This window comes from Mitsuaria sp. GD03876, assembly GCF_029840635.1.
Taxonomy (GTDB): domain Bacteria; phylum Pseudomonadota; class Gammaproteobacteria; order Burkholderiales; family Burkholderiaceae_C; genus Roseateles.
This window is the reverse complement of record NZ_JAOCCU010000013.1, coordinates 90,006-112,213: the sequence shown is the minus strand read 5'-3', so window position 1 is coordinate 112,213 and position 22,208 is coordinate 90,006. Positions and strand designations below refer to the sequence as shown.

Sequence of the window (22,208 nt, the reverse complement as noted above, 5' to 3'; positions counted from 1 at the left end):
ATGCCTCGGATGGCAGAGGGGGACGTTGGCTCGATGGCGGACGGCTCGATGGTGGATGTTGGGTGTTGGATGTTGGATGTTGGATGTTGGATGTTGGATGTTGGATGGCTCGGTGGTGGATGACTCGGTGGTGGATGACTCGGTGGTTCGGTCGAAGGGACCCGGGGCCGCCCGACCGATTTGCGGAACATGTGGAGCGTATGAGGGCGGGGGGCCCCGGGTCCCGGAGACGTGCTCGTTCTCAGGGGTATTCGATCGCGGGGCTTCTTGACCTTCCCATGATGGAAGGGTTTAACCTCTCCGCCGTCGATTTGAAATGAAGGAGTCCGACATGCATGAATTCAAGCTGCCTGACATGAGTTGCGGCCACTGCCTGGCGGCGGTGACGACGGCGGTGAAGGAGGCGGATGGCCAGGCTGACGTGGAGGTGGATCTGGCGCAGAAGACGGTGAAGGTGGAGAGCGACCTGAGCCGGGAGGAATTGGCGGAGGTGCTGGCGGAGGCCGGCTATCCGCCGGCCTCCTGAGGGCGCGTGATCAGCCCTGCTTGAGCGCGTCGCTGTCGAACGGCAGCTGACGCAGCCGTTTGCCGGTGGCGGCGAAGATCGCGTTGGCGACGGCGGGGGCGATCGGCGGGGTGCCGGGTTCGCCGATACCGCCTGGGGCTTCGCTGCTCTGGACGATGTGGACGTCGACCTTGGGCATCTCGTTGAGGCGCAGGACGGGGTAGTCGTGGAAGTTGCTTTGTTCCACCTTGCCGTCCTTGAACGTGATGCGTCCGTACAGCGCGGCCGAGAGGCCGTAGACCACGGCGCCCTCGATTTGCCGGGCGATCGTCTGCGGGTTGACTGTCTGGCCGCAGTCGACGGCGGCGGTCACGCGATGGATCTTGATGGTGCCGTCCTTGCCGACGGAGACCTCGGCGACTTCGGCGACGAAGGTGCCGAAGCTTTCCGCCACGGCCAGGCCGCGGTACCGCCCCTTGGGCGCGGGCCGATGCCAGCCGGCCTTCTCGGCCGCCAGTGCCAGCACGCCGCGGGCGCGGGGTTGCTTTTCCAGCAGCGCCAGCCGGTACTTCAGCGGATCCGCCTTGGCCGCATGCGCGAGTTCGTCGATGAAGCTTTCGATGAAGAACGCGTTCTGCGAATGTCCCACCGAGCGCCAGAACCAGACCTGCGGCCCCGGCTCCGCGCGGCCGTAGGCGATGCGTTGATGGGGGATCTCGTAGGGATGGTCGGCCAGGCCTTCGACGGCCATCGAGTCCACGCCGTTTTCCGGGATTTTCATGAAGCCCGAGGCGGCCATGATCGACGGGCTGGCCACGTCGGCGCGCAGCATCAGCGGCTGGCCCTTGTCATCGAGGCCGGCCTCGAAGCGCACGCGCGAGGTGGGCCGGTAGTAGCCGGCGGCCATGTCGTCCTCGCGGGCGTAGACCAGCTTGACCGGGCTGCCGCTGAGCTTGGACAGCAGCGTCGCGTCGATGGTGAAGTCCGGCGCGAAGCGGCGTCCGAAGCCGCCGCCCAGCAACAGCGTGTTGACCTTCACCTTGGCCGGCGTGACCTGCGCGACCTGCGACAGAATGCCTTGCGCCGGTCCCTGGCTCTGCGTGCCGGCCCAGATGGTGACCTCGTCGCCGCGCACCCAGGCCAGGCAGTTCAGCGGTTCCATGCAGGCGTGCGCGAGGTAGGGCACGTCGTATTGCGCCGACAGCGTGCGGGCCGAGGTCGCCGCGCCGTCCTTCACGTTGCCGGTCTCGCGCGCGATCGCGGTCGCGTTCTGCAGTCCTTCGTCGAGCGTGGTCGAGACCTTGTCGCTGGACAGGTCCGCGTGCTCGCCCAGGTCCCATTCGATGCCCAGCGCGTCGCGGCCCTGCTTGGCGGCCCAGTAGCCGTCGGCCAGCACCGCCACGCCCGACGGGATCGCGATGACCTTGCGCACGCCCTTGACGGCCTTGGCCTTGCCTTCGTCGAAGGCCTTGGGCTTGGCCCCGGCGATCGGCGCGCGCGCCATCACCGCGACCAGCATGCCGTCGACATGCGCGTCGATGCCGAACTTGGCGCTGCCGTTGATCTTGGCGGCGGTGTCGAGCCGCCGCGTCGGCTTGCCCATGATGCGGAAGTCCTTGCGGTCCTTCAGCGCGGGTTTCTCGGGCACCGGCTGCCTGGCCGCGGCGTCCACCAGCGAGCCGTAGGTCGCCTTGCGGCCGTTGGGCCCGATCACCTGGCCGCGTTCGGTGCGCAGTGCCGCGGCGTCCACGCCCCATTGCTGCGCCGCGGCCGCCACCAGCATCTGGCGCGCGGCCGCGCCGGCCTGCCGCACCGGCGTCCAGTGCGCGCGCACCGTCGTGCTGCCGCCGGTGGCCTGCATGCCGAACATCGGGTTGTTGTAGGCCGTGTTGGCCGGCGCCTGCTCGACCGACACCAGCGCCCAGTCGGCGTCCAGCTCCTCGGCCACCATCATCGGGATCGCGGTCAGCACGCCCTGGCCCATCTCGGCCGAGCCGCACACGACGGTGACCTTGTTGTCGGGCGTGATGCGCAGCCAGGCATTGGGCGCGAAGGTGTTGCTCGGGGAGCCGGCCTGCGCCAGCGCCGCGCGGGTCGCCGCCAGCGGCAGCGCGAAGGACACGGTCAGCGCCGCGCCGCCCTTGAGCAGCGCGCGGCGGCTCGGGGATTCAACGGTGATGCCCATGGTCAGCCTCCCTTGGCCAGCGTGGCCGAGGCGTCGTGGATCGCCGCCCGGATCTGGTTGTAGGTGCCGCAGCGGCAGACGTTGCCGCTCATCGCGCCGTCGATGTCGGCGTCGCTGGGCTTCTTCTTGCCGGCCAGCAGCGCGCTCGCGCTCATGATCTGGCCGCTCTGACAGTAGCCGCACTGCGGCACGTCGATCTTGAGCCAGGCCGCCTGCACCGCGCGGCCCGCCGGCGTGGCGCCGACGCCCTCGATCGTGGTGATCTTCTTGCCGGCCGCCGCCTCCAGCGGCGTCTGGCAGGCGCGCACCGGCTGCCCGTCCAGGTGGACGGTGCAGGCGCCGCACAGCGCCATGCCGCAACCGAACTTGGTGCCGGTCAGCTGCAGGTCTTCGCGCAGCGCCCACAGCAAGGGCATCTGCGGATCGGCATCGAGCGTCACCGCCTTGCCGTTCACGGTCATCGAAATGGACATGGGGGGTTCCTCCTGGGGACGCCTGGGCGGACCGCCGCGCCGTCCCTTCTGCAGGGGGTCGGGTCTTGCGGCGGGGTGCGCAAGGGTAGCGCTTTCGTCCCGTCGACGTGCGCCGCCGGTTCATGTCCGGCGCGAGGGCCCGCGGCCTCCGGGATAACCCTGCGGTGAGAACCCGGCCGGGAGAACCCGGCAGGGAATACACGCATGAAAGGGCGCTCAGCGCACCTTGATGGTGCCTTCACGGCCCAGGAGGGTTTTCCCTCGCTTCCGGTGAGGTAACCACCTGTCCCCGACCTTGAATGGCCTGCTTTTGAAGCGGTCGGGCGATGGTCGCCCGAATTGGCGAATAGCGACAGTTTCGTCGTGAAGCTTTGTTGCTGATTTGCAATGCGTGACGGCAGGCATGGGGGATCCCCATCCCCAGAATCCGCCCCCTCGCACCCTCGGGCAACCCCCGCGGCTGCGATCCCGGCGCCGACATGGCGGCCGGTCTCCTCGGCCGATGCGATCCATCCGGCCTTTCATCAAATCGGAAGTGGAAGTATGAGAAAGAACAACCAGCTCTCCCTGTCCCTGAGCGCCGCCGCGGCGCTGCTGTGCTGCGCCCAGGTCGCGCGTGCGCAGGAACAGGACACGACCCAGCTCCAGCGCGTCGAGGTGACCGGCTCCAACATCAAGCGTCTGGCCTCGGAAACGGCCTCGCCGGTGCAGGTCTACAACCGTGACGAGATCCGCCGCACCGGTGCCAACACCGTGCGCCAGGTCCTGGACACGCTGACGTCGACGTCGAGCAACGAGATCAAGGACGACGGCAGCAACACCAGCTTCGCCTCGGGCGCCTCCGGCGTGTCGATGCGCGGCCTGGGCAAGGGCGCCACGCTGGTGCTGCTGAACGGCCGCCGCGTCGCCAACTTCGGCCTGGCCGACGGCGCCAAGGACACCTTCGTCAACGTCGACTCGATCCCGGCCGATGCCGTCGAGCGCGTCGAGATCCTGAAGGACGGCGCCTCCGCCATCTACGGTTCGGACGCCATGGCCGGCGTGATCAACATCATCACGCGCCGCAGCTACAACGGCGTGGGCGTGTCGGGCAGCGTCACCTTCAACGAGCATCCGAGCGACGGCGCCCAGCGCCAGGCCAGCATCGTGGCCGGCTTCGGCGACCTCGACAAGGACCGCTTCAATGTGTTCGCCAACCTCGAGGCGTACAAGCGCGACGGCTACACCGTCGGCGACGTCAAGGACAGCTACCCGGCGTGGCACAAGGGCATCTACCTGCCCTCGTTCGGCGACCCGAGCCTGAACTCGTTCCCCGGCAACCTGCGCGTCAACGGCCAGCGCGTGCCGGTCCAGGGCTGCACGACGCTGAACGCGTCGGGCCAGTGCGTGACCGACGTCAACGGCCTGAACCCGGTTTCCGACCCGGCCGAGCGCGTGAACTTCTTCAGCGCCGGCCGCCTGAAGATCACCGAGGACATCCAGGCCTTCGCCGAGGCGTCCTACTCGAAGACGACCACCGAGTACCGCAACCTGCCGATGGCCATCGGCGCCGGTTCGACCTCGCGCTGGTACGACGGCTACAACAAGGTCGCCCAGTCGGTGCCGCACCCGGTGCTGTCGGCCACCAACCCGGCCAACCCGACCGGCAAGCCGGTGGGCATCGACTACCGCTTCATGGACGATCCGTCCATCTTCAACTACGACGGCACCGGCAAGCAGTACCGCGTCCTGACCGGCCTGCAGGGCACGTTCCGCGACATGGACTGGGAAGTGTCGGTCGGCCGCAATGCCGCCGATGCCGAGAAGCTCAGCCGCTGGGGCTCGCGCGACCTGTTCGCCGCCGTCGCCTCCGGTGAATACAAGATCGGCGGCCCGAACAGCAAGGAACTGCTGGATCGCCTGTTCCCGGTCAACGGCTCCAAGGGCAAGAACCACCAGACCTGGGTGGACGCCAAGCTGAGCGGCGAGCTGATGCAGCTGCCGGGCGGCCCGCTGGCCTTCGCCGTCGGCGCCGAGCACCGCCAGGAAGGCGTGTCGATCAAGTCGACCGACAACGTCCTGCGCGCCGAGATCGTCGGCCGCGGCTCCGTCCTGATCGACGGCAAGCGCAACCTCGACGCCGCCTTCCTGGAGCTGAACGCCCCGGTGTGGAAGGGCCTGGAGCTCAACGGCGCGCTGCGCTTCGACAAGGCCTCGGGCTTCGACGGCCGCGTGTCGCCCAAGTTCGGCGTCCGCTACGAGGTCTCGCCGCAGCTGCTGCTGCGCGGCACGGTGGCCGGCGGCTTCCGCGCGCCCAACATCCCCGAGACGCTGGGCCAGGTCGGCGTGACCGGTTTCTTCAACAACACGGTCGATCCGCGTCGTTGCGAGACCGCCACCAAGCTGCGCGACATCCTGAAGAAGGGCACCGCCGCGGACCAGTCCGACGCCACCGCCGCCTACAACAGCGGCTGCCTGGCCTCGGTGCCGGCCATGATCTCGGCCAACCCCAACCTGAAGCCGGAGACCTCCAAGAGCATCACGGTGGGCTTCGTGTTCGAGCCGACCAAGAACGCGTCGATCGCCGTCGACTACTTCAAGATCGAGCGCAAGAACGAGATCTCCTCGCGTGATCCGTCCTACGTGCTGGCCCGCGAAGGCAAGGCCGGCTACGAGAACATGATCAGCCGCGGTCCGGTCAACGCGCAGGAGCAGGGCTGGATCGACCGCGCCAACCAGCTCTCGGGCCAGAACCTGAGCTGGCCGGCCGGCCAGATCACGTCGCTGCTGCTGCAGTACGAGAACTTCGGCAAGACCGAGACCTCGGGCGTGGACATCGACCTGAAGGGCCGCGTCGCCGCCGGTTCGTTCGGCACGCTGAACCTGGGCGTGGCCGCGACCTACGCGCTGACCTACAAGGCCTGGGACATCGATGCCAACACCTGGCGTCCGAACCAGGTCGGCCTGTACGAGAACCCGCGCCTGAAGGCCGTGTTCTCGGCCGCCTGGAACAAGGGCCCGTGGACGACCGGCCTGCGCTTCAACTACACGTCCAAGACGCAGTTGAACAAGGACGAGGCGGATGCGGCGGACTGGGACCAGGTCGCCTGCCAGACCCGCCTGAAGCCGGGCTCGCTGCCTTGCTTCATCGACGAGGACCTGCGCACCGACTTCAGCCTGAGCTACACCGGCTTCAAGAACGTGCGCCTGTCGCTGAACATCTTGAACCTGATGGGCGACGAGCGTCCGGTCAACCTGCGCGACGGCTACAAGCTGCGTCCGCGTAGCTACAAGGTGGGTGCGTCCTACGACTTCTGATCGCGTCCCGCGATCCGGACGGCGCCCGCGGCGTCGTCCCCACCCTTCAAACCCGGCCCCGGCCGGGTTTTTTCATGCCCGATCGCCGGCCGCCCTGGCTCTTCCGGGCCATCGGCGGCTGGTGCCGGACATGGCTTTCGGCACCGGACATCCGTTATTCATGTCAAACGCCCGACAAATTTGTGTGGCTACTGCCTGCATTTGAGGGGGTTTGTGGGGATAGGGTTCCCCCGCGTTTGACCCATGACTTTCGGGTTTCTTCTTATAGGTCTGTCGCTCTTTTGCTGCGGTGTGAAGCAACGTGTTTTTATAGGTTAACGACACGTTTGAGCTACTGAAAAAATCTCGTCACGCAACGCACCGGGCCCATCGACTCCGGTGCGATCCGCGACGTTCGGGAAGCGGCGCCGTAACACGGCGTCCACGCCATTGTCAGAAGAGGACCGTCATGTCTCGTCAACTTTCTTCCAGGGCCCTGGTCCTGACCAGCATCGCGATCGCCAGCACGCTGGCCTGCGGCGTCGCCGCCGCGCAGGAATCGCAACAGCTCGAGCGCGTCGAAGTGACGGGCTCCAACATCCGCCGCACCGCGGCGGAAGGCACCTCGCCGATCGACCGCATCACCGCGGCCGAGATCCGCGCCAGCGGCGCCAAGACCGCGCTGGAGCTGATGAAGATGGTGCCCGCCGTCGGCACCGACGGCTTCAACGACACGCCGGCGCAGAACGGCTTCTCGCGCGGGGTCGCGACCGTGTCGCTGCGCGGCCTGAGCTCCACCTCCACGCTGATCCTGCTCAACGGCCGCCGCATCGTGCCGGCCGCCTACGCCAACCCCAACAACGGCACGTCGACGCTGTATGACCTGAACTCGATCCCGGCCTCGGCGATCGAGCGGGTGGAAATCTTCAAGGACGGCGCGTCCGCGGTGTACGGCTCCGACGCGGTCGGCGGCGTCATCAACTTCATCACCAAGCAGGACTACCAGGGCATCCAGATGGGTGCGACGGTGGGCGCCAACGACGACGGCGAGTTCTCGCGCCAGACCGTCAACGGCAGCTTCGGCTTCGGCGACTTCGCCAAGGACGGCTTCAACTTCATGGTCGGCGCCGACCTGACGCATCGCGGCCGCACGATGACCCGCGACGTCAAGGACATCCACGCCGACGACTACCGCGCCATCAACCTGCGCCTGAACCCGTACAGCTCCAACGTGTCGAACCAGGCCTTCTTCACGAAGGAATCGGCACCGAACAGCCTGAACTTCCCGCAGAACACGGCCGCCTCGCGCGTCATCAACCAGACCAACTGCGACGCGTCGCGCCTGATCACCGGCGGCGCCGTGCATGGCATCAGCACGCTGCCGCTGCTGGGCCGCACCTTCTGCAACTACAACCTCGACGACTACAACGAGGCGCAGAACAAGGGCACCGACGCGAGCCTGATGGGCCGCGGCACCTTCCGGGTGACCAACGACATCACCGCGTTCGCCGAAGCCGGCTACTCGCGCGTCGAGCGGACCTACCTGGCGCCCTCGCGCACGATCAGCGGCCTGAGCCCGACCAGCAACTTCATCCTGGGCGGCGGCACGGTGCCGAGCTTCCAGGCGATCCTGCCGATCGGCCATCCGGACAACCCGTTCAACAACGACCCGACCCCGGGCCGTGCCTCGGTCCAGTACCGCTTCGAGAACGCCCCGGGCGGCACCGAGCTGGTCAACCAGCAGTACCGCGCGCTGGCGGGCCTGAAGGGCTCGTTCCACAACTGGGATTGGGAAACCGCCCTGCTGTGGAACAAGGCCAAGCGCGAGGAAACCAGCAACGGCTTCTTCAACCTGGACGTGCTGCGCACGCTGCTGACGGGCCGCACGCTGGCGCAGGTCGCTGCCGACCCCAACCTGTCGCCCTCGCTGACCAACAACGCGGACTCGACGATCACCCAGTGGGACGCCAAGGCCTCGACCGAGTTCGGCTCGCTGCCCGGCGGCGCGATCGGCGTGGCGGGTGGCGTCGAGCTGCGTCGCGAGTCGATCGGCATCGATCCGGATCCGCTGAACGCGTCCGGCAAGATCCTGGGCCTGGCCAACACGGCGGTCAGCGGTGGCCGCAACGTCAAGTCGGCGTTCTTCGAGTTCCGCACGCCCTGGCTGAAGAACTTCGAAATGGACTTCGCCGGCCGCTACGACAAGTACGACAAGATGAAGGGCAACTTCGTGCCCAAGGTCGGCGCGAAGTGGACGGTGCTCCCGACCCTGTCGCTGCGCGGCACGTACTCCGAGGGCTTCCGCGCCCCGGCGGTGTCGCAGGTCAGCGCCGGTGGCGCCCAGTTCTTCGTCAACAACCTGATCGACCCGGTGCGTTGCCAGGAAGACGGCGTGACGCCCAAGCCGGGCGCCGCGGCCTCGGACTGCAACAAGACCGTGTCGGGCACGGGCGGCGCCAACCCGGCGCTGAAGCCGGAGAAGTCCAAGAGCCATTCGCTGGGCATCGTGTTCTCGCCCAACAAGCACCTGGACATCCTGGTGGACTACTTCAACATCCGCAAGGAAGGCGAAGTGGCGCTGGGCTCCGCGCAGGACGTGATCGACCACCCCGAGCGCTATGCGCCGAGCGCGCTGCTGCGTGACACCAACCCGGCGCTGCTGCTCAACGGCGTGGCCGGCACCGGCCCGCTGCTGGTGGTGGCGACGCCCTGGACCAACCAGGGCGCGACGGAAGTGTCGGGCGTGGACTTCGAGGTCAAGACCAACCTGACCCTGAAGGAAGGCGTGCGCTGGACCAACCAGCTGCGCGGCACGTACATGACCAAGTACGAGCGCATCGAGCAGCCGGGCTACGCCAGCAACAACCTGGTGGGCACCAACGGCGGCCTGGCCGACTGGGCGACCTCCGCCGGCGACATCCCTCGCCTGAAGTTCCGTGCCACGTCGACCTTCGACATCGACGGCAAGCACTCGATCATGGGCGCGATGAACTGGATCAGCGGCGTGTCCTTCCTGCGTCGCCAGGACGGCACCTCGAACCCGGCGATCGTCTACAACGGCACGACCTGCCAGTACGGCGGCAACAGCTCGGATCCGCGCATCACGAACCGCACGATCCTGGGTGTTGCGCCGACGGCGACCAACGGCCGCGACCTGTACATCAACCGCTATCCGAGCTGCTCGGTGGGCAAGTGGATGACGTTCGACGCCGCCTACACCTACACCGGCTTCAAGGACCTGGCGCTGACGCTGAACATCCAGAACATCACCGACGAGAAGGCGCCGTACTACCCGGCCGCCAACACGGCCGCCACGGTGACCCAGGGCTGGAACGCCGGCATGCACAACGGCACCGGCCGCTACTGGACGCTGACCGCCAGCTACACCTTCAAGTGATCGACGCCGGCTTCGGCCGGCTCGCGCGACAAGGCGAAGGGGGACCGCGAGGTCCCCCTTTTTCATGGGCGATGCTTCATGGACGATGCATCGGCACCCGCACGCGGGCCTGGTCCTTGGAATCCTGGAAGCGCGCCACCAGCGCGTCGATGAACAGCCGGGAGCGCGCCGGCAGCAGCCGCCGCGACGGGAACACCAGTTGCAGCGGGCCGACCTCGCCGGCCCACTCGGGCAGGATCTCGACGAGGCGGCCGTCGTCGAGCTCGTCGACGACGTCCCACACCGCGCGCCGCACCAGCCCCAGCCCGGCGAGCGCCCAGTCATGGGCCTGCTCGCCGTTGTCGGTGACGAGCCGGCCCTGGACGGTGACCGTGCGCGGCGACGCCGACACCGACGCGTCGGCCGGCATGAACAGCCAATCTGACTGCCGGGTCGCGACGCGTTCCTGGAGGATGCAGTCGTGCGCCGCCAACTCGTCGAGCGAGCGCGGCGTGCCGTGGCGGCGCAGGTACTCCGGCGTGGCGCAGAGCACGCGCCGGTTCGGCCCGAGGCGGCGCGCCACCAGCCGCGAATCCGACGGGCCGCCGATGCGCACGGCGCAGTCGAAGCCTTCCTCGATCAGGTCGACCAAGGCGTCGGACAGCGAGACCTGGACGGTGACCTCGGGGTGCTGGCGCATGAACTCGGCGGCCAGCGGACCGACGCAGCGCCGGCCCAGCGCGACCGTCGACGTGATGCGCAACAGGCCGCGCACATGCTGGCGGCCCTGGGCGAGCTCGGCCTCGGCGTCGTCGATGTCGGACAGGATGGATTGGCAGCGCTCGAGGTAGAGCGCGCCTTCATCGGTCAGCGCGAGCCGGCGCGAACTGCGCTGCAGCAGGCGCACGCCGAGCCGGGCCTCCAGCCGTGCCAGCCGCTTGGAGCCGACCGCCGGCGAGAAGCCCAGCTCGCGGCCCGCCGCGGACAGGCTGCCGGCCGCGACGGCGCGGACGAACAGGCGCATGTCATCGAGTTCATTCATCGGGAGGCTCCGCGAGGGAAAGCTACGGCCGCGATCTTCGTGGCGCCACCTTTTCCGTTTTGGAATAGATGGTTGTGCGGCAGCGCGGATTCTCATCCGGATCGGGACAGATCACAGTCCGGGCTCGACAGTCCCCTTTGGAGTTCCCGATGAATGCAGTCTCCCCCGTGGCGGGCGGATCCGATGGCCCGGGCCGCCCCGGCGGCGCGAGCGGCGCGGCCGGTGCGACGGCCACGACGACGGGCGCCACCGGTACCCGCCGCGGTTTCCCGTTGCCGATCCTGGCGTTGGCGCTGGCCGCCTTCGCGATCGGCACCACCGAATTCGTGATCATGGGCCTGCTGCCCGCGATGGCGCGCGACCTGGCGGTGACCTTGCCGCAGGCCGGCCTGCTGGTCACCGGCTACGCGTTGGGCGTGGCGCTGGGCGCGCCACCGCTGGCCGCCCTGAGCGCCGGCTGGCCGCGCAAGCGCGCGCTGCTGGTGTTGATCGCGCTGTTCATCGCGGGCAACGCGTTGTCGGCGATCGGCGATGGCTATGCGGTGGTGATGGCGGGACGGATCGTCGCGGCGCTGGCGCATGGATGCTTCTTCGGCATCGGCGCGGTGGTGGCCAGCGAACTGGTCGCGCCCGACCGCAAGGCCGGCGCGATTGCGCTGATGTTCACCGGCCTGACGCTGGCGAACGTGCTGGGCGTGCCGCTGGGCAACCTGATCGGTCAGGCCTGGGGCTGGCGCGCGAGCTTCGCGGCGGTCGCGGGACTGGGCATCGTCGCGGCGATCGCGCTGGTGGCGCTGCTGCCGAAGTCGCTGGCGGCCAAGGACGCGGCGCAGGCGGGCAACGACTGGTCGGTGCTCAAGCGCCCGCAGGTGCTGATCGCGCTGGCGCTGACGGCGATCGGCTTCGGCGGGATCTTCACCGCGTTCACCTTCATCGCGCCGATGCTGGAGCAAGTGACCGGGCTGACGCCGGGCGCGGTGACGGGCGTGCTGTTCCTGTTCGGGCTGGGCCTGACGATCGGCAACACGCTGGGCGGCAAGCTCGCCGACTGGAAGCTGATGCCGTCGCTGATGGGCATCCTGGTGGTGCTGGCGATCGTCCAGGCGGTGCTGGCGGTGGTGCTGGGCTGGCAGTGGCCGGCGATCGCGACGGTCTTCGTCTGGGGCATGGCGGCGTTCGCGACGGTGCCGGGGCTGCAGATGCGGATGATGCAGCAGGCGCCCGACGCGCCGGCGCTGGTGTCGACGCTCAACATCGCGGCGTTCAACCTGGGCAATGCCGGCGGCGCGTGGCTCGGTGGCTGGATGCTGGAGCACGGCGCGTCGCTGCGCGCGCTGCCGATCGCGGGAACAGTGCTGGCGATCTTGGGGCTGGGGCTGGCGGCGGTCAGCGTGGCGTTGGAGAAGCGTCGGCGCTGAATTCTTCGACGAGTTCGTGCATCTCGCGCATGACCTGCTCATGCGGAATGTCGGGGCGGGGATCCTCGATCGAGAGCCGGATCTGCTCGCGGTACCACTCGTCCCAGGCGTCCTGGTCGAAGTTGTCCTCGCTGATGCGCGGCACGTATTCGCCCGGTGCGGGCGTGGGGATCTGGACGGGCGTCGGGACGGCGCCCAGCAGTTCTTCAGCGGGGAGATTGATGTCGATGTCCACGGGGGGCGGCTCCAGCAGATGACTCGAAAGTCGGAGCCGCCATCGTGGTCGAACCTGGTTCGCCGAACCATGACTCGAACTGCTGGAAATTTGACCTTCCCAGGTCTTGCGCGCCAGCCCGCGCCGTTCGGCGCTCAGCGCGCCGAGGGTCAGGCCTTGTCCGCCGCTCCCGACGGCTCGTCGAGCGCCTGCGCCACGCGCGCCTTCATCCGCCGCAGCGCCTGCAGTTCCTGGTCCGGCGCCTGCAGCGCCGGCCACAGCAGCGCGACCAGGTCGCGCGCCGCGTCGTCCACCTGGATCTGCCGGCCCGCGATGATGACTTCCCAGAGCATGTGCTCCATCGGCCCGAACACCAGCGAGCGCAGCAGCCGCAGCGGGATGTCCTGCCGCACCTCGCCCGCCGACTGCCCGCGCGCCAGCAGGTCCATCAACGGCGCCGTGTAGCGCCGCTGCAAATCCACGAAGGCCGCGCCGAAGTCCTGCCCGTCGCCCCGCGCCACCGGCGCGTCGCGCTTGCGGCCCTCCGACAGCACCAGCTCGCACAAGCCCGTCCCCTGGATCAGGAACAGCCGCAAATGGGTGTGGACGACGAATTCCAGCTGGTCCCGGATCGACCGCTCGCGCGGCAGCCCGGCCTCGATCGCCTCGATGATCTCGTCGTACCAGTCGCCGATCACCCGCATGCACAGCTCGCGCTTGCCGCGGAAGTAGGTGAAGACCGTCGCCTCCGAGATGCCCAGTCGCTGCGCGATCTCGGTCGTCGTGGCGCGGTCGTAGCCGCGCTCGGCGAACACCGCGCGGCTCTCGCGCAGGATGTCCCGCACCCGCTGTTCCGCCTTCGCGCCCACCGGCGAGCGGCGTTGCGCGGGCAGGGCGGCCGCCGACGGCGGCTCGGCGCGGGAAGTGGGCAGGGAGCTCATGAGGGGCGCATTCTCCCGATTTATTGAGCCGGACTCAAGTCCACTTGGAAACCCGTCGCTTCTGCCGTATGCTTCGCGCCTCGCGCTGCTCCGGCGATCCCGGTCTGGCGCCTCAGAACACCGTCCCAGCGCCGAATTGAGCGCGGCTCATAAGTCCGGAGACCCATCCCCATGCCCTTGCTGCCCACCAAGCTCAACGCCCGCTCGGCCGAGTTCAAGGCCAACGCGGACGCGATGCGCGGCCTGATCGACGACCTCAACGCCCGGCTCGCCAGGATCGCCGAGGGCGGCGGCGAGGCCGCCCGCGCCAAGCACCTGGCCCGCGGCAAGCTGCTGCCGCGCGACCGCGTCGAGATGCTGCTGGATCCCGGCACGCCCTTCCTGGAACTGGCGCCGCTGGCGGGCCTGGACATGTATGACAACGCCGCCCCGGGCGGCGGCGTGATCGCCGGCATCGGCCGGGTCTCGGGCGTGGACTGCGTGATCGTGTGCAACGACGCCACCGTCAAGGGCGGCACCTACTACCCGATCACGGTGAAGAAGCACCTGCGCGCGCAGGAGATCGCCGACCAGAACCGCCTGCCCTGCATCTATCTCGTCGACAGCGGCGGCGCCAACCTGCCCAACCAGGACGAGGTCTTCCCCGACCGCGACCATTTCGGCCGCATCTTCTTCAACCAGGCCAACCTCTCGGCCAAGGGCATCCCGCAGATCGCGGTGGTGATGGGCTCCTGCACCGCCGGCGGCGCCTACGTGCCGGCGATGAGCGACGAGACCGTCATCGTCAAGAACCAGGGCACGATCTTCCTGGGCGGCCCGCCGCTGGTGAAGGCGGCGACCGGCGAGGTCGTCAGCGCCGAGGACCTCGGCGGCGGCGACGTCCACACCCGGCTGTCCGGCGTGGCCGACCACCTGGCCGAGAACGACACCCACGCGCTGGCGATCGCGCGCCAGTCGGTCGCGCGGCTGAACTGGCGCAAGCAGGGCGAGCTGCTGACCCAGCCGCCCCGGGCCCCGGCCTACGACCCGGCCGAGCTGCACGGCGTGATCCCGACCGACACCCGCAAGCCCTTCGACGTCCGCGAGGTCATCGCGCGCATCGTCGACGGCAGCGCCTTCGACGAGTTCAAGGCCCGCTACGGCAACACGCTGGTCTGCGGCTTCGCCCACATCGAGGGCATGCCGGTGGGCATCGTCGCCAACAACGGCATCCTGTTCGCCGAGAGCGCCAACAAGGGCGCCCACTTCATCGAGCTGTGCTGCCAGCGCAAGATCCCGCTGGTGTTCCTGCAGAACATCACCGGCTTCATGGTCGGCCGCAAGTACGAGAACGAGGGCATCGCCCGCGCCGGCGCCAAGATGGTGACCGCCGTGGCCTGCGCCCAGGTGCCCAAGTTCACCGTGATCATCGGCGGCAGCTTCGGCGCCGGGAACTACGGCATGTGCGGCCGCGCCTACTCGCCGCGTTTCCTGTGGATGTGGCCCAACGCCCGCATCTCGGTGATGGGCGGCGAGCAGGCCGCGTCGGTGCTGGCCACCGTCAAGCGCGACGGCATCGAGGCCAAGGGCGGCCAGTGGTCCGCCGACGAGGAAGAGGCCTTCAAGGCGCCGATCCGCCAGCAGTACGAGGACCAGGGCCATCCGTACTACGCCAGCGCCCGGCTGTGGGACGACGGCGTCATCGACCCGGCCGACACGCGCCGCGTGCTGGGGCTGGGCCTGGCCGCCGCGCTCAACGCCGAGATCCCGGACACGAAGTTCGGCGTCTTCCGGATGTAAGACTCGCGGTTCCGCCACTGCCCTTGCCCCGATGACCGCCTTCACCCTGCGCCCGCTCGCCGACTCGGACTCGATCGAGGCCCTGACCGCGCTGCTGCACGCGTCCTACGCGTCGCTGGCGGCGCAGGGCTGGAACTTCACCGCCGTCGACCAGAGCGTCCAGACGACGCGCGAGCGCGTGGCCTCGGGCCAGGCCTTCGTCGCGGTGAGCGCCGCCGGCGAACTGGTGGGCACGGTCACGGTGGCGCCGCCCAAGCGGCCCGACGGGCGCTACCTCGGCGACCCGGTGCCGGCCTGCTACCAGCAGCCCGACACCGCGATCCTGGCGCAGCTGGCGGTGCATCCGTCGTGCCGCGGCCAGGGCGTGGCCGAGCGGCTGATGGACGCGGCCGAGGCCTGGGCGCTGGCGCAGGGCTACGCGCACGTGGCGCTGGACACCGCCGTGCCGGCCCAGGCGCTGCGTCTTCGCTACGAGCGCCGCGGCTACGCGCTGATCGGCGACGTGCAGTGGGCCGGCAAGACCTACCGCAGCGTGCTGATGCGCAAGGCGCTCGGCGGCGCGGAGACCCGCGCATGAAGCGCCGCGTCGCCTCGATCGCCGCGCTGTCGCTGGCGGCCGCGCTGGGCCTGGCCGCGAGCGGCGCGCGCGGCGAGGACACGATCCCCGCCGACGCGCACCCGGCGCCGGCCCGCCTGGCCACCGACATCCGCGAGGCGGTGATCCGCGTGCCGGTCGCCGTCGAGAACCACCTCGGCCGCACGCTGCAGGCCGAGCTGATCGTGACGACCTTCCGCCCGAGCGGGCCGGGGCCGTTCCCGCTGGCCGTGATCAGCCATGGCCGGCCGCCGCAGGAGGTCAAGCGCGCCGAGATGCCGCGCCAGCGGCTCGAGTCGGCGGCCCGCTACTTCGTGCGCAAGGGTTTCGCGGTGGCGGTGCCGACGCGCATCGGCTACGGCGAACTGGCCAGCGTCGGCGACCCGGAAGCCAGCGTCCGCTGCGACACGCCGCGCTACGAGACCGCGGCCAAGGCCGCCGCGACCGAGCTGTCGGCGGTGGTGCGCCACCTGCAGTCGACCGCCGACATCGACGCCAGCCACGTCGTGCTGATCGGCCAGTCGCTGGGCGGCTTCGCGACGATCGCCACCACCGGCGAGCGGCTGCCCGGCGTGGTCGCGGCGATCGACTTCGCCGGCGGCCACGGCGGCAGTCCCGACTTGCACGCCGGCGAGCCCTGCCGGCCGGACGAGCTGACGCGCCGCTTCGCCGACTTCGGCCGCCGCGCGGCGCAGGACGGCCAGCCGGTACCCACGCTGTGGGTGTTCACCCAGAACGACCGCTTCTTCCAGCCGCGTTACCAGCACCGCTGGGCCGATGCCTACCGCGAGGCCGGCGGCCAGGTGCTCAAGCGCGAGCTGCCGGCCTTCGGCGAGGACGGCCACCAGCTGTTCGCCCGCGGCAACGACCTCTGGCAGCCGATCGTCGACGCCTTCCTCAAGCCGATCGGCTTCCCGATCCCGGGCGCGATGCCGCTGCCGGTCGACGGCCCGCTGCTCACCGGCGACGTCGCCGAGCTGCCCGCCAGCCGGCTGGCCGCCGGGTATCGCAAGTTCCTCGCCGCGCAGGAGCCGCGCGCCTTCGCGACGAACGGCTCGCGCTGGGGCTATGCCTACGGCGACGACGCCCAGTCGCGCGCGCTCGCGCTGTGCGACCAGTTCACCGACGCCGAGGAGCGCTGCCGCCTCTACGCCGTCAACCGGACCATCGTCTGGAGCAAACCATGACCTCGATCGATTTCCCCACGCCGACGACGCTGCGCGTCGAGCGCTCCGGCCCGGGCGGCGCCGTCGCCCGCGTCACGCTGGACCGGCCCGACGTCCGCAACGCCTTCAACGACACCGTCATCGGCGAGCTGACGGCGGTGTTCGAGGCGCTCGGCCGCGACCCGGCGCTGCGCGCGATCGTGCTGGCCGCCGAGGGCAAGGCCTTCTGCGCCGGCGCCGACCTGAACTGGATGAAGGCGATGGCCGGCTACAGCTGGGACGAGAACCACGCCGACGCCGGCCGCCTGGCCCACATGCTGTGGACGCTCTACAGCTGCCCGGCGCCGGTGATCGCGCGCGTGCAGGGCGACGTCTACGCCGGCGGCGTGGGACTGGTGTCGGTCTGCGACATCGTCGTGGCCACCGAGGCGGCGGGCTTCTGCCTGTCGGAGGCCAAGCTCGGCCTGCTGCCCGCGACGATCGGCCCCTACGTCGTGCGCGCGCTGGGCGAGCAGGCCTCGCGCCGCTACTTCGTGACGGCGGAGCGCTTCGCCGCCGCCGAGGCGCATCGCCTGGGCCTGGTCCATGAACTGGCCGCCGACGCCGAGGCGCTGGACGCCAAGGTCGACGCGCTGGTCGCCGCGCTGCTGGCCAACGGGCCGGCCGCCGTGCGCGCCTGCAAGCGCCTGGTGCAGGACGTGGCCCATGCGCCCATCACCGAGGCGCTGCGCGACGACACCGCGCGCCGCATCGCCGACATCCGCGCCAGCGCCGAGGGGCGCGAGGGCGTGCAGAGTTTCCTTTCCAAGGCCAAGCCGTCGTGGCTGGCCTGACGCGAGTGCCCGCTCGAGCGCCGCGCCGTTGTTTCCCGAGAGCAGGTTTTTGAATGTCCGAAGCAGTACGACAAGACTGGCAGCGCCGCAGCCTCGCGGCGGTCTGGCACCCATGCACGCAGATGGCGCGCGCGCAGGACGTGCCGCCGCTGCCGATCGCCCGCGGCGAAGGCCCCTGGTTGTTCGACCATGAAGGCCGCCGATATTTCGACGCCAACAGTTCCTGGTGGGTCAACCTGTTCGGCCATGCCGACCGGGGCCTGAACGACGCGATCAAGCATCAGCTCGACACGCTGCCCCACGTGATGTTGGCCGGCTGCACGCACGAGCCGGCGGTGCGCCTGGCCGAGCGCCTGTCCGCGCGCACCGGCGGCGCGCTGGGCCACCTGTTCTTCGGCAGCGACGGCGCGTCGGCGGTCGAGATCGCGCTGAAGCAGAGCTTCCATTCCTGGCGCAACCGCGGCCTGGCCGACAAGCGCGAGTTCGTCTGCTTGAAGAACGGCTATCACGGCGAGACCATCGGCGCGCTGGCGGTCACCGACGTGGCGATCTTCCGCGACGCCTACGACCCGCTGCTGATGCGCAGCCACATCGTGACCTCGCCCGACCAGCGGCTGGGCAACGAGGCGCAGGCGCTGGAGGAGATGCGCGCGCTGCTGGCCGAGCGCCACGCGCACATCGCCGCGGTCATCGTCGAGCCGCTGGTGCAGGGCGCCGCCGGCATGTCGATGTATGCGCCGTCCTACCTGAAGGCGCTGCGCGCGCTGTGCACCGAATTCGGCGTGCACCTGATCGCCGACGAGATCGCGGTCGGCTGCGGCCGCACCGGCACCTTCTTCGCGTGGGAGCAGACGGCGCCGGCGTCCAAGTCGGACTGGCCCGATTTCCTGCTGCTGTCCAAGGGCATCACCGGCGGCACGATGCCGCTGTCGCTGGTGCTGACGACCGACGAGGTCTACGAGGCCTTCTGGTCGCAGGACGTGACGCGCGGCTTCCTGCACTCGCACAGCTACACCGGCAATCCGCTGGCATGCGCCGCCGCCAACGCGGTGCTGGACCGTTTCGACGACGGCCAGCTCGCGCGCAACCAGCAGCAGGCCGCGTGGCTGACCGAGGCCTTCGCGCCGCTGGCCGCCGATCCCCGCGTCGCGCACCTGCGCCAGCGCGGGATGATCCTGGCCTTCGACATCAACACGGCGACGACGCCGGCCGTCGAGCGCTTCTCCGAGAAGTTCCACCTGGCCGCGCGCCGGCACGAACTGCTGATCCGCCCGATCGGCCAGACCGTGTACCTGATGCCGCCGTACCTGATCGACGCCGCGACGGCCCGTTTCCTGGCGGATGCCGTGCGCGCCACGCTGGAGGAGGTGCTCCATGCTGCTTGATCACCTGCGCCACAAGCTCGACGCGATCCAGGCGCAGAGCCTGACCCGCTTCACCCGCATCGCCGAGACCGGCACCGCGCCGCACCAGACGGTGCGCGGCGCCGACGGCGTCGCGCGCGAGCTGACGATGTTCTGCTCGAACGACTACCTCGGCCTGGCCGCGCATCCGGCGGTGGCCGAGGCGCTGGCCGAGGGCGCGCGGATCTACGGCGGCGGCTCGGGCGCCTCGCCGCTGGTCAGCGGCCATTCGCGCGCGCACCACGAGGTCGAGGCGCTGCTGGGCCGCTGGTTCGAGCCCCACATCCCCAGCGCCAAGGCGATCGGCTTCTGCACCGGCTACATGGCCAACCTGGCGGTGGTGGCCGCGCTCGGCGACGCCGACGCCGAGATCTTCAGCGAGACGCTGAACCACGCCTCGCTGATCGACGGCACGCGGCTGGCCAAGGCGCCGGTCACGCGCTACGGCCATTGCGACGTCGACGCCCTGCGCGCGCTGCTGGCCGCCAGCACGGCGCGCGTCAAGCTGATCGTCACCGACGCGGTGTTCAGCATGGACGGCGACATCGCGCCGCTGCCGGCGCTGCTGGCCGCGGCCGAGGAGTTCGACGCCTGGCTGATCGTCGACGACGCCCATGGGCTGGGCGTGCTTGGCGCGACCGGCGTCGGCACGCTGGAGCACTTCGGCCTGCGCAGCGAGCGGCTGATCGTCGTGGGCACGCTGGGCAAGGCGGCCGGCCTGGCCGGCGCCTTCGTCGTCGCCCACGAGACGGTGACCGACTACCTGCTGCAGGCGGCGCGCAACTACATCTTCTCGACGGCCTCGCCGCCGGCGGTGGAGCACGCGCTGCTGACCAGCCTCGCGCTGATCCGGAGCGACGTCGGCGACGCGCGCCGCGCCGCGCTGCGCGCGCTGCAGGCGCGGCTGCGCGCGGGCATCGGCGCGCTGCTCGACCGCCATCCGACGCTGACCTGGCAACTGGCCGATTCCCGGACGCCGATCCAGCCGCTGATCGTCGGCGGCAACGCCGAGGTGATGGCGCTGGCCGCCGCGCTGGAGCGCGAGGGCCTGCGCGTGCCGGGCATCCGCCCGCCGACGGTGCCCAAGGGCGAGGCGCGGCTGCGCATCACGCTGTGCGCCACCCACACCGAGGCGGATGTCGATCGCCTGGTCGCCGCGCTGGAGGCCTGCGCATGAGCACGCTGCATCCGCTGCATGGCTTCTTCATCACCGGCACCGACACCGAGATCGGCAAGACCCGCGTCACCGCCGGCCTGACGCACGCGTTCGACGCGCTGGGCCGCCGCGCGACGCCGATCAAGTCGCTGGCCGCCGGCCAGGAGCGCGGCGCCGATGGCCACTGGGTCAACGAGGACGTCGCGCTGCTGCATGCCGCGCAGTCGCGGGGCCTGTCGATGGACGAGGTCGGCCCGCTGCAGTTCCGCGAGCCCTGCGCGCCGCACATCGCCGCGAAGCTGGAAGGCCGCGCGATCGACCGCGCCGCGCTGCTGGCGGCGATCCGCCGCTCGGCGTCCAAGGGCGACCTGGCGCTGGTCGAGGGCGTCGGCGGCTTCCGCGTGCCGCTGACCGACGACTGGGACACCGCCGACCTGGCCGTCGACCTGGCGCTGCCGGTGGTGCTGGTCGTGGGCCTGCGGCTGGGCTGCATCAACCACGCGCTGCTGACGGCCGAGGCCGTGCTGGCGCGCGGGCTGCGGCTGGCCGGCTGGGTGGCCAACACCGCCGATCCCCATCAGCCGCACGTGGCGGACAATCTGGCCGCCTTGCGCGCGCGCCTCGACGAGGCGCTCCGCGCGCCGTGCTGGGGCCATGTGCCCCGGCTTGAAGACCCCTCTCCCGCGGCCGTGGCCGCGCACCTGGCGCAGCCGCAGTTGCTGAACGCCCTGACTGCCTTTTGAGGCCTGAAAGCATGACGATGAAGCAGACCGTCAACCAGATCCAGACGCTGACCCCGACCACCGACGACCAGCGCCGCAACGCCACCCCCTGGACGGTGAACGAGATCGCCGCGCTCTTCGAGCTGCCGTTCAACGACCTGCTGTTCCGCGCGCAGCAGGTGCACCGCGAGCACTTCGACCCGAACGCGGTGCAGCTCTCCACGCTGCTGTCGATCAAGACCGGCGGCTGCGAGGAGGACTGCAAGTACTGCCCGCAGTCGGCGCACTTCGACACCGGGCTGAAGGCCGAGAAGCTGATCCCGCTGCAGGAGGTGATGGAAGCCGCCCGCGCCGCCAAGGCCAATGGCGCGACCCGCTTCTGCATGGGCGCGGCCTGGCGCTCGCCCAAGGAGCGCCACCTGGAGGCGATCGGCGAGATGATCACCGAGGTCAAGGCGCTGGGCCTGGAGACCTGCCTGACCGCCGGCATGCTGGGCGACGGCCAGGCCGAGCAGCTGCGCGAGGCGGGCCTGGACTACTACAACCACAACCTGGACACCTCGCCGGAGTTCTACGGCCAGATCATCACGACCCGCACCTACCAGGACCGCCTGGACACGCTGGAGCGCGTGCGCGGCGTGGGCCTGAAGGTGTGCTCGGGCGGCATCGTCGGCATGGGCGAGACCCGCCGCCAGCGCGCCGGCCTGATCGCGCAGCTGGCCAACCTGGATCCGTATCCGGAGTCGGTGCCCATCAACAACCTGGTGCAGGTCGAGGGCACGCCGCTGGCGGGCACCGCCGCGCTGGACCCGTTCGAGTTCATCCGCACGATCGCGGTGGCGCGCATCACGATGCCGCGCGCGATGGTGCGCCTGTCCGCCGGCCGCGAGGAGATGCCCGAGACGATGCAGTCGCTGTGCTTCCTGGCCGGCGCCAACAGCATGTTCTACGGCGACAAGCTGCTCACGACCAGCAACCCGCAGGCCGAGAAGGACCGCCAGCTGATCGCGCGCCTGGGCATGCACTGCGCGACCGAGGCCGAGCTGAGCGCCGACGCCGAGTCCGGCTGCGCGCCCGCCGGCGAGGGCGCCGCGGCGTCCTGCGGCCACCGTCACTGATCCGCG

The 22,208-nt window shown here is 70.0% G+C and carries 17 protein-coding genes; 12 read left to right on the top strand and 5 right to left on the bottom strand.

Going from position 1 to position 22,208, the window contains the following annotated elements; genetic code table 11:
• The first annotated feature begins 331 nt into the window (after positions 1 to 331).
• Positions 332 to 526 (top strand): heavy-metal-associated domain-containing protein, encoded by a 195-nt coding sequence (locus N5D62_RS10605; RefSeq protein WP_279757686.1) that lies wholly within the window; start codon positions 332 to 334, stop codon positions 524 to 526.
• 10 nt (positions 527 to 536) lie between these two features.
• Here N5D62_RS10605 and N5D62_RS10600 read toward each other — a convergent pair whose 3' ends face one another.
• Positions 537 to 2,690: a xanthine dehydrogenase family protein molybdopterin-binding subunit gene (locus tag N5D62_RS10600; protein ID WP_279757685.1), complete on the bottom strand. Its 2,154-nt coding sequence runs from the start codon at positions 2,688 to 2,690 to the stop codon at positions 537 to 539.
• Between the two features lie 2 nt (positions 2,691 to 2,692).
• A complete protein-coding gene (locus N5D62_RS10595; protein ID WP_279757684.1) occupies positions 2,693 to 3,163 on the bottom strand; it encodes a 2Fe-2S iron-sulfur cluster-binding protein in 471 nt (156 codons plus the stop codon).
• 543 nt (positions 3,164 to 3,706) lie between these two features.
• On the opposite strand from N5D62_RS10595, the gene N5D62_RS10590 reads away from it, so the two are divergent.
• Together N5D62_RS10590 and N5D62_RS10585 are read left to right on the top strand one after the other, a co-directional pair.
• The gene (locus tag N5D62_RS10590) at positions 3,707 to 6,460 is read left to right on the top strand and encodes a TonB-dependent receptor (protein WP_279757683.1); all 2,754 of its coding nucleotides are present in this window, start codon (positions 3,707 to 3,709) and stop codon (positions 6,458 to 6,460) included.
• A 448-nt stretch (positions 6,461 to 6,908) separates the two neighbouring features.
• A complete protein-coding gene (locus tag N5D62_RS10585) occupies positions 6,909 to 9,836 on the top strand; it encodes a TonB-dependent receptor (RefSeq protein WP_279757682.1) in 2,928 nt (975 codons plus the stop codon).
• Positions 9,837 to 9,912: 76 nt separating this feature from the next.
• On the opposite strand, the gene N5D62_RS10580 is transcribed toward N5D62_RS10585, so the two are convergent.
• Positions 9,913 to 10,857, bottom strand: coding sequence for a LysR family transcriptional regulator (locus N5D62_RS10580; protein WP_279757681.1), 945 nt, complete (start codon positions 10,855 to 10,857; stop codon positions 9,913 to 9,915).
• Positions 10,858 to 11,006: 149 nt separating this feature from the next.
• Here N5D62_RS10580 and N5D62_RS10575 point away from each other — a divergent pair, with 149 nt between their 5' ends.
• Positions 11,007 to 12,275 carry an MFS transporter gene (locus tag N5D62_RS10575; protein ID WP_279757680.1) on the top strand — a complete coding sequence of 423 codons (1,269 nt, stop codon included), beginning with the start codon at positions 11,007 to 11,009 and terminating at the stop codon, positions 12,273 to 12,275.
• Here N5D62_RS10575 and N5D62_RS10570 read toward each other — a convergent pair.
• Complete coding sequence (locus tag N5D62_RS10570) at positions 12,244 to 12,510, bottom strand: hypothetical protein (protein ID WP_279757679.1); 267 nt, start codon at positions 12,508 to 12,510, stop codon at positions 12,244 to 12,246. The two genes, N5D62_RS10575 and N5D62_RS10570, sit on opposite strands and share 32 nt — an antisense overlap.
• A 149-nt stretch (positions 12,511 to 12,659) precedes the next feature.
• Positions 12,660 to 13,430, bottom strand: a complete 771-nt coding sequence (locus N5D62_RS10565; protein WP_279757678.1) for a TetR/AcrR family transcriptional regulator — start codon at positions 13,428 to 13,430, stop codon at positions 12,660 to 12,662.
• Between the two features lie 171 nt (positions 13,431 to 13,601).
• Between N5D62_RS10565 and N5D62_RS10560 the strand changes: the two genes are divergently transcribed.
• From N5D62_RS10560 to bioB, 8 genes are read left to right on the top strand one after another with little or no spacing between them, the layout of a single operon-like run.
• A complete protein-coding gene (locus tag N5D62_RS10560) occupies positions 13,602 to 15,209 on the top strand; it encodes a carboxyl transferase domain-containing protein (protein WP_279757677.1) in 1,608 nt (535 codons plus the stop codon).
• A 31-nt stretch (positions 15,210 to 15,240) separates the two neighbouring features.
• On the top strand, positions 15,241 to 15,786 hold the full coding sequence (locus N5D62_RS10555; RefSeq protein ID WP_279757676.1) for a GNAT family N-acetyltransferase: 546 nt from the start codon (positions 15,241 to 15,243) through the stop codon (positions 15,784 to 15,786).
• On the top strand, positions 15,783 to 16,991 hold the full coding sequence (locus tag N5D62_RS10550) for a dienelactone hydrolase (RefSeq protein ID WP_279757675.1): 1,209 nt from the start codon (positions 15,783 to 15,785) through the stop codon (positions 16,989 to 16,991). Before N5D62_RS10555 ends, N5D62_RS10550 begins: the two co-directional genes overlap by 4 nt.
• Positions 16,988 to 17,803: an enoyl-CoA hydratase/isomerase family protein gene (locus N5D62_RS10545; RefSeq protein WP_279757674.1), complete on the top strand. Its 816-nt coding sequence runs from the start codon at positions 16,988 to 16,990 to the stop codon at positions 17,801 to 17,803. Before N5D62_RS10550 ends, N5D62_RS10545 begins: the two co-directional genes overlap by 4 nt.
• A 53-nt stretch (positions 17,804 to 17,856) precedes the next feature.
• On the top strand, positions 17,857 to 19,188 hold the full coding sequence (bioA, locus tag N5D62_RS10540) for an adenosylmethionine--8-amino-7-oxononanoate transaminase (RefSeq protein ID WP_279757673.1): 1,332 nt from the start codon (positions 17,857 to 17,859) through the stop codon (positions 19,186 to 19,188).
• On the top strand, positions 19,178 to 20,383 hold the full coding sequence (gene bioF / locus N5D62_RS10535; protein ID WP_279757671.1) for an 8-amino-7-oxononanoate synthase: 1,206 nt from the start codon (positions 19,178 to 19,180) through the stop codon (positions 20,381 to 20,383). Before bioA ends, bioF begins: the two co-directional genes overlap by 11 nt.
• The gene (bioD, locus tag N5D62_RS10530; RefSeq protein ID WP_279757670.1) at positions 20,380 to 21,105 is read left to right on the top strand and encodes a dethiobiotin synthase; all 726 of its coding nucleotides are present in this window, start codon (positions 20,380 to 20,382) and stop codon (positions 21,103 to 21,105) included. Before bioF ends, bioD begins: the two co-directional genes overlap by 4 nt.
• A gap of 17 nt (positions 21,106 to 21,122) precedes the next feature.
• The gene (gene bioB, locus N5D62_RS10525; protein WP_279757669.1) at positions 21,123 to 22,202 is read left to right on the top strand and encodes a biotin synthase BioB; all 1,080 of its coding nucleotides are present in this window, start codon (positions 21,123 to 21,125) and stop codon (positions 22,200 to 22,202) included.
• Positions 22,203 to 22,208: the final 6 nt, after the last annotated feature.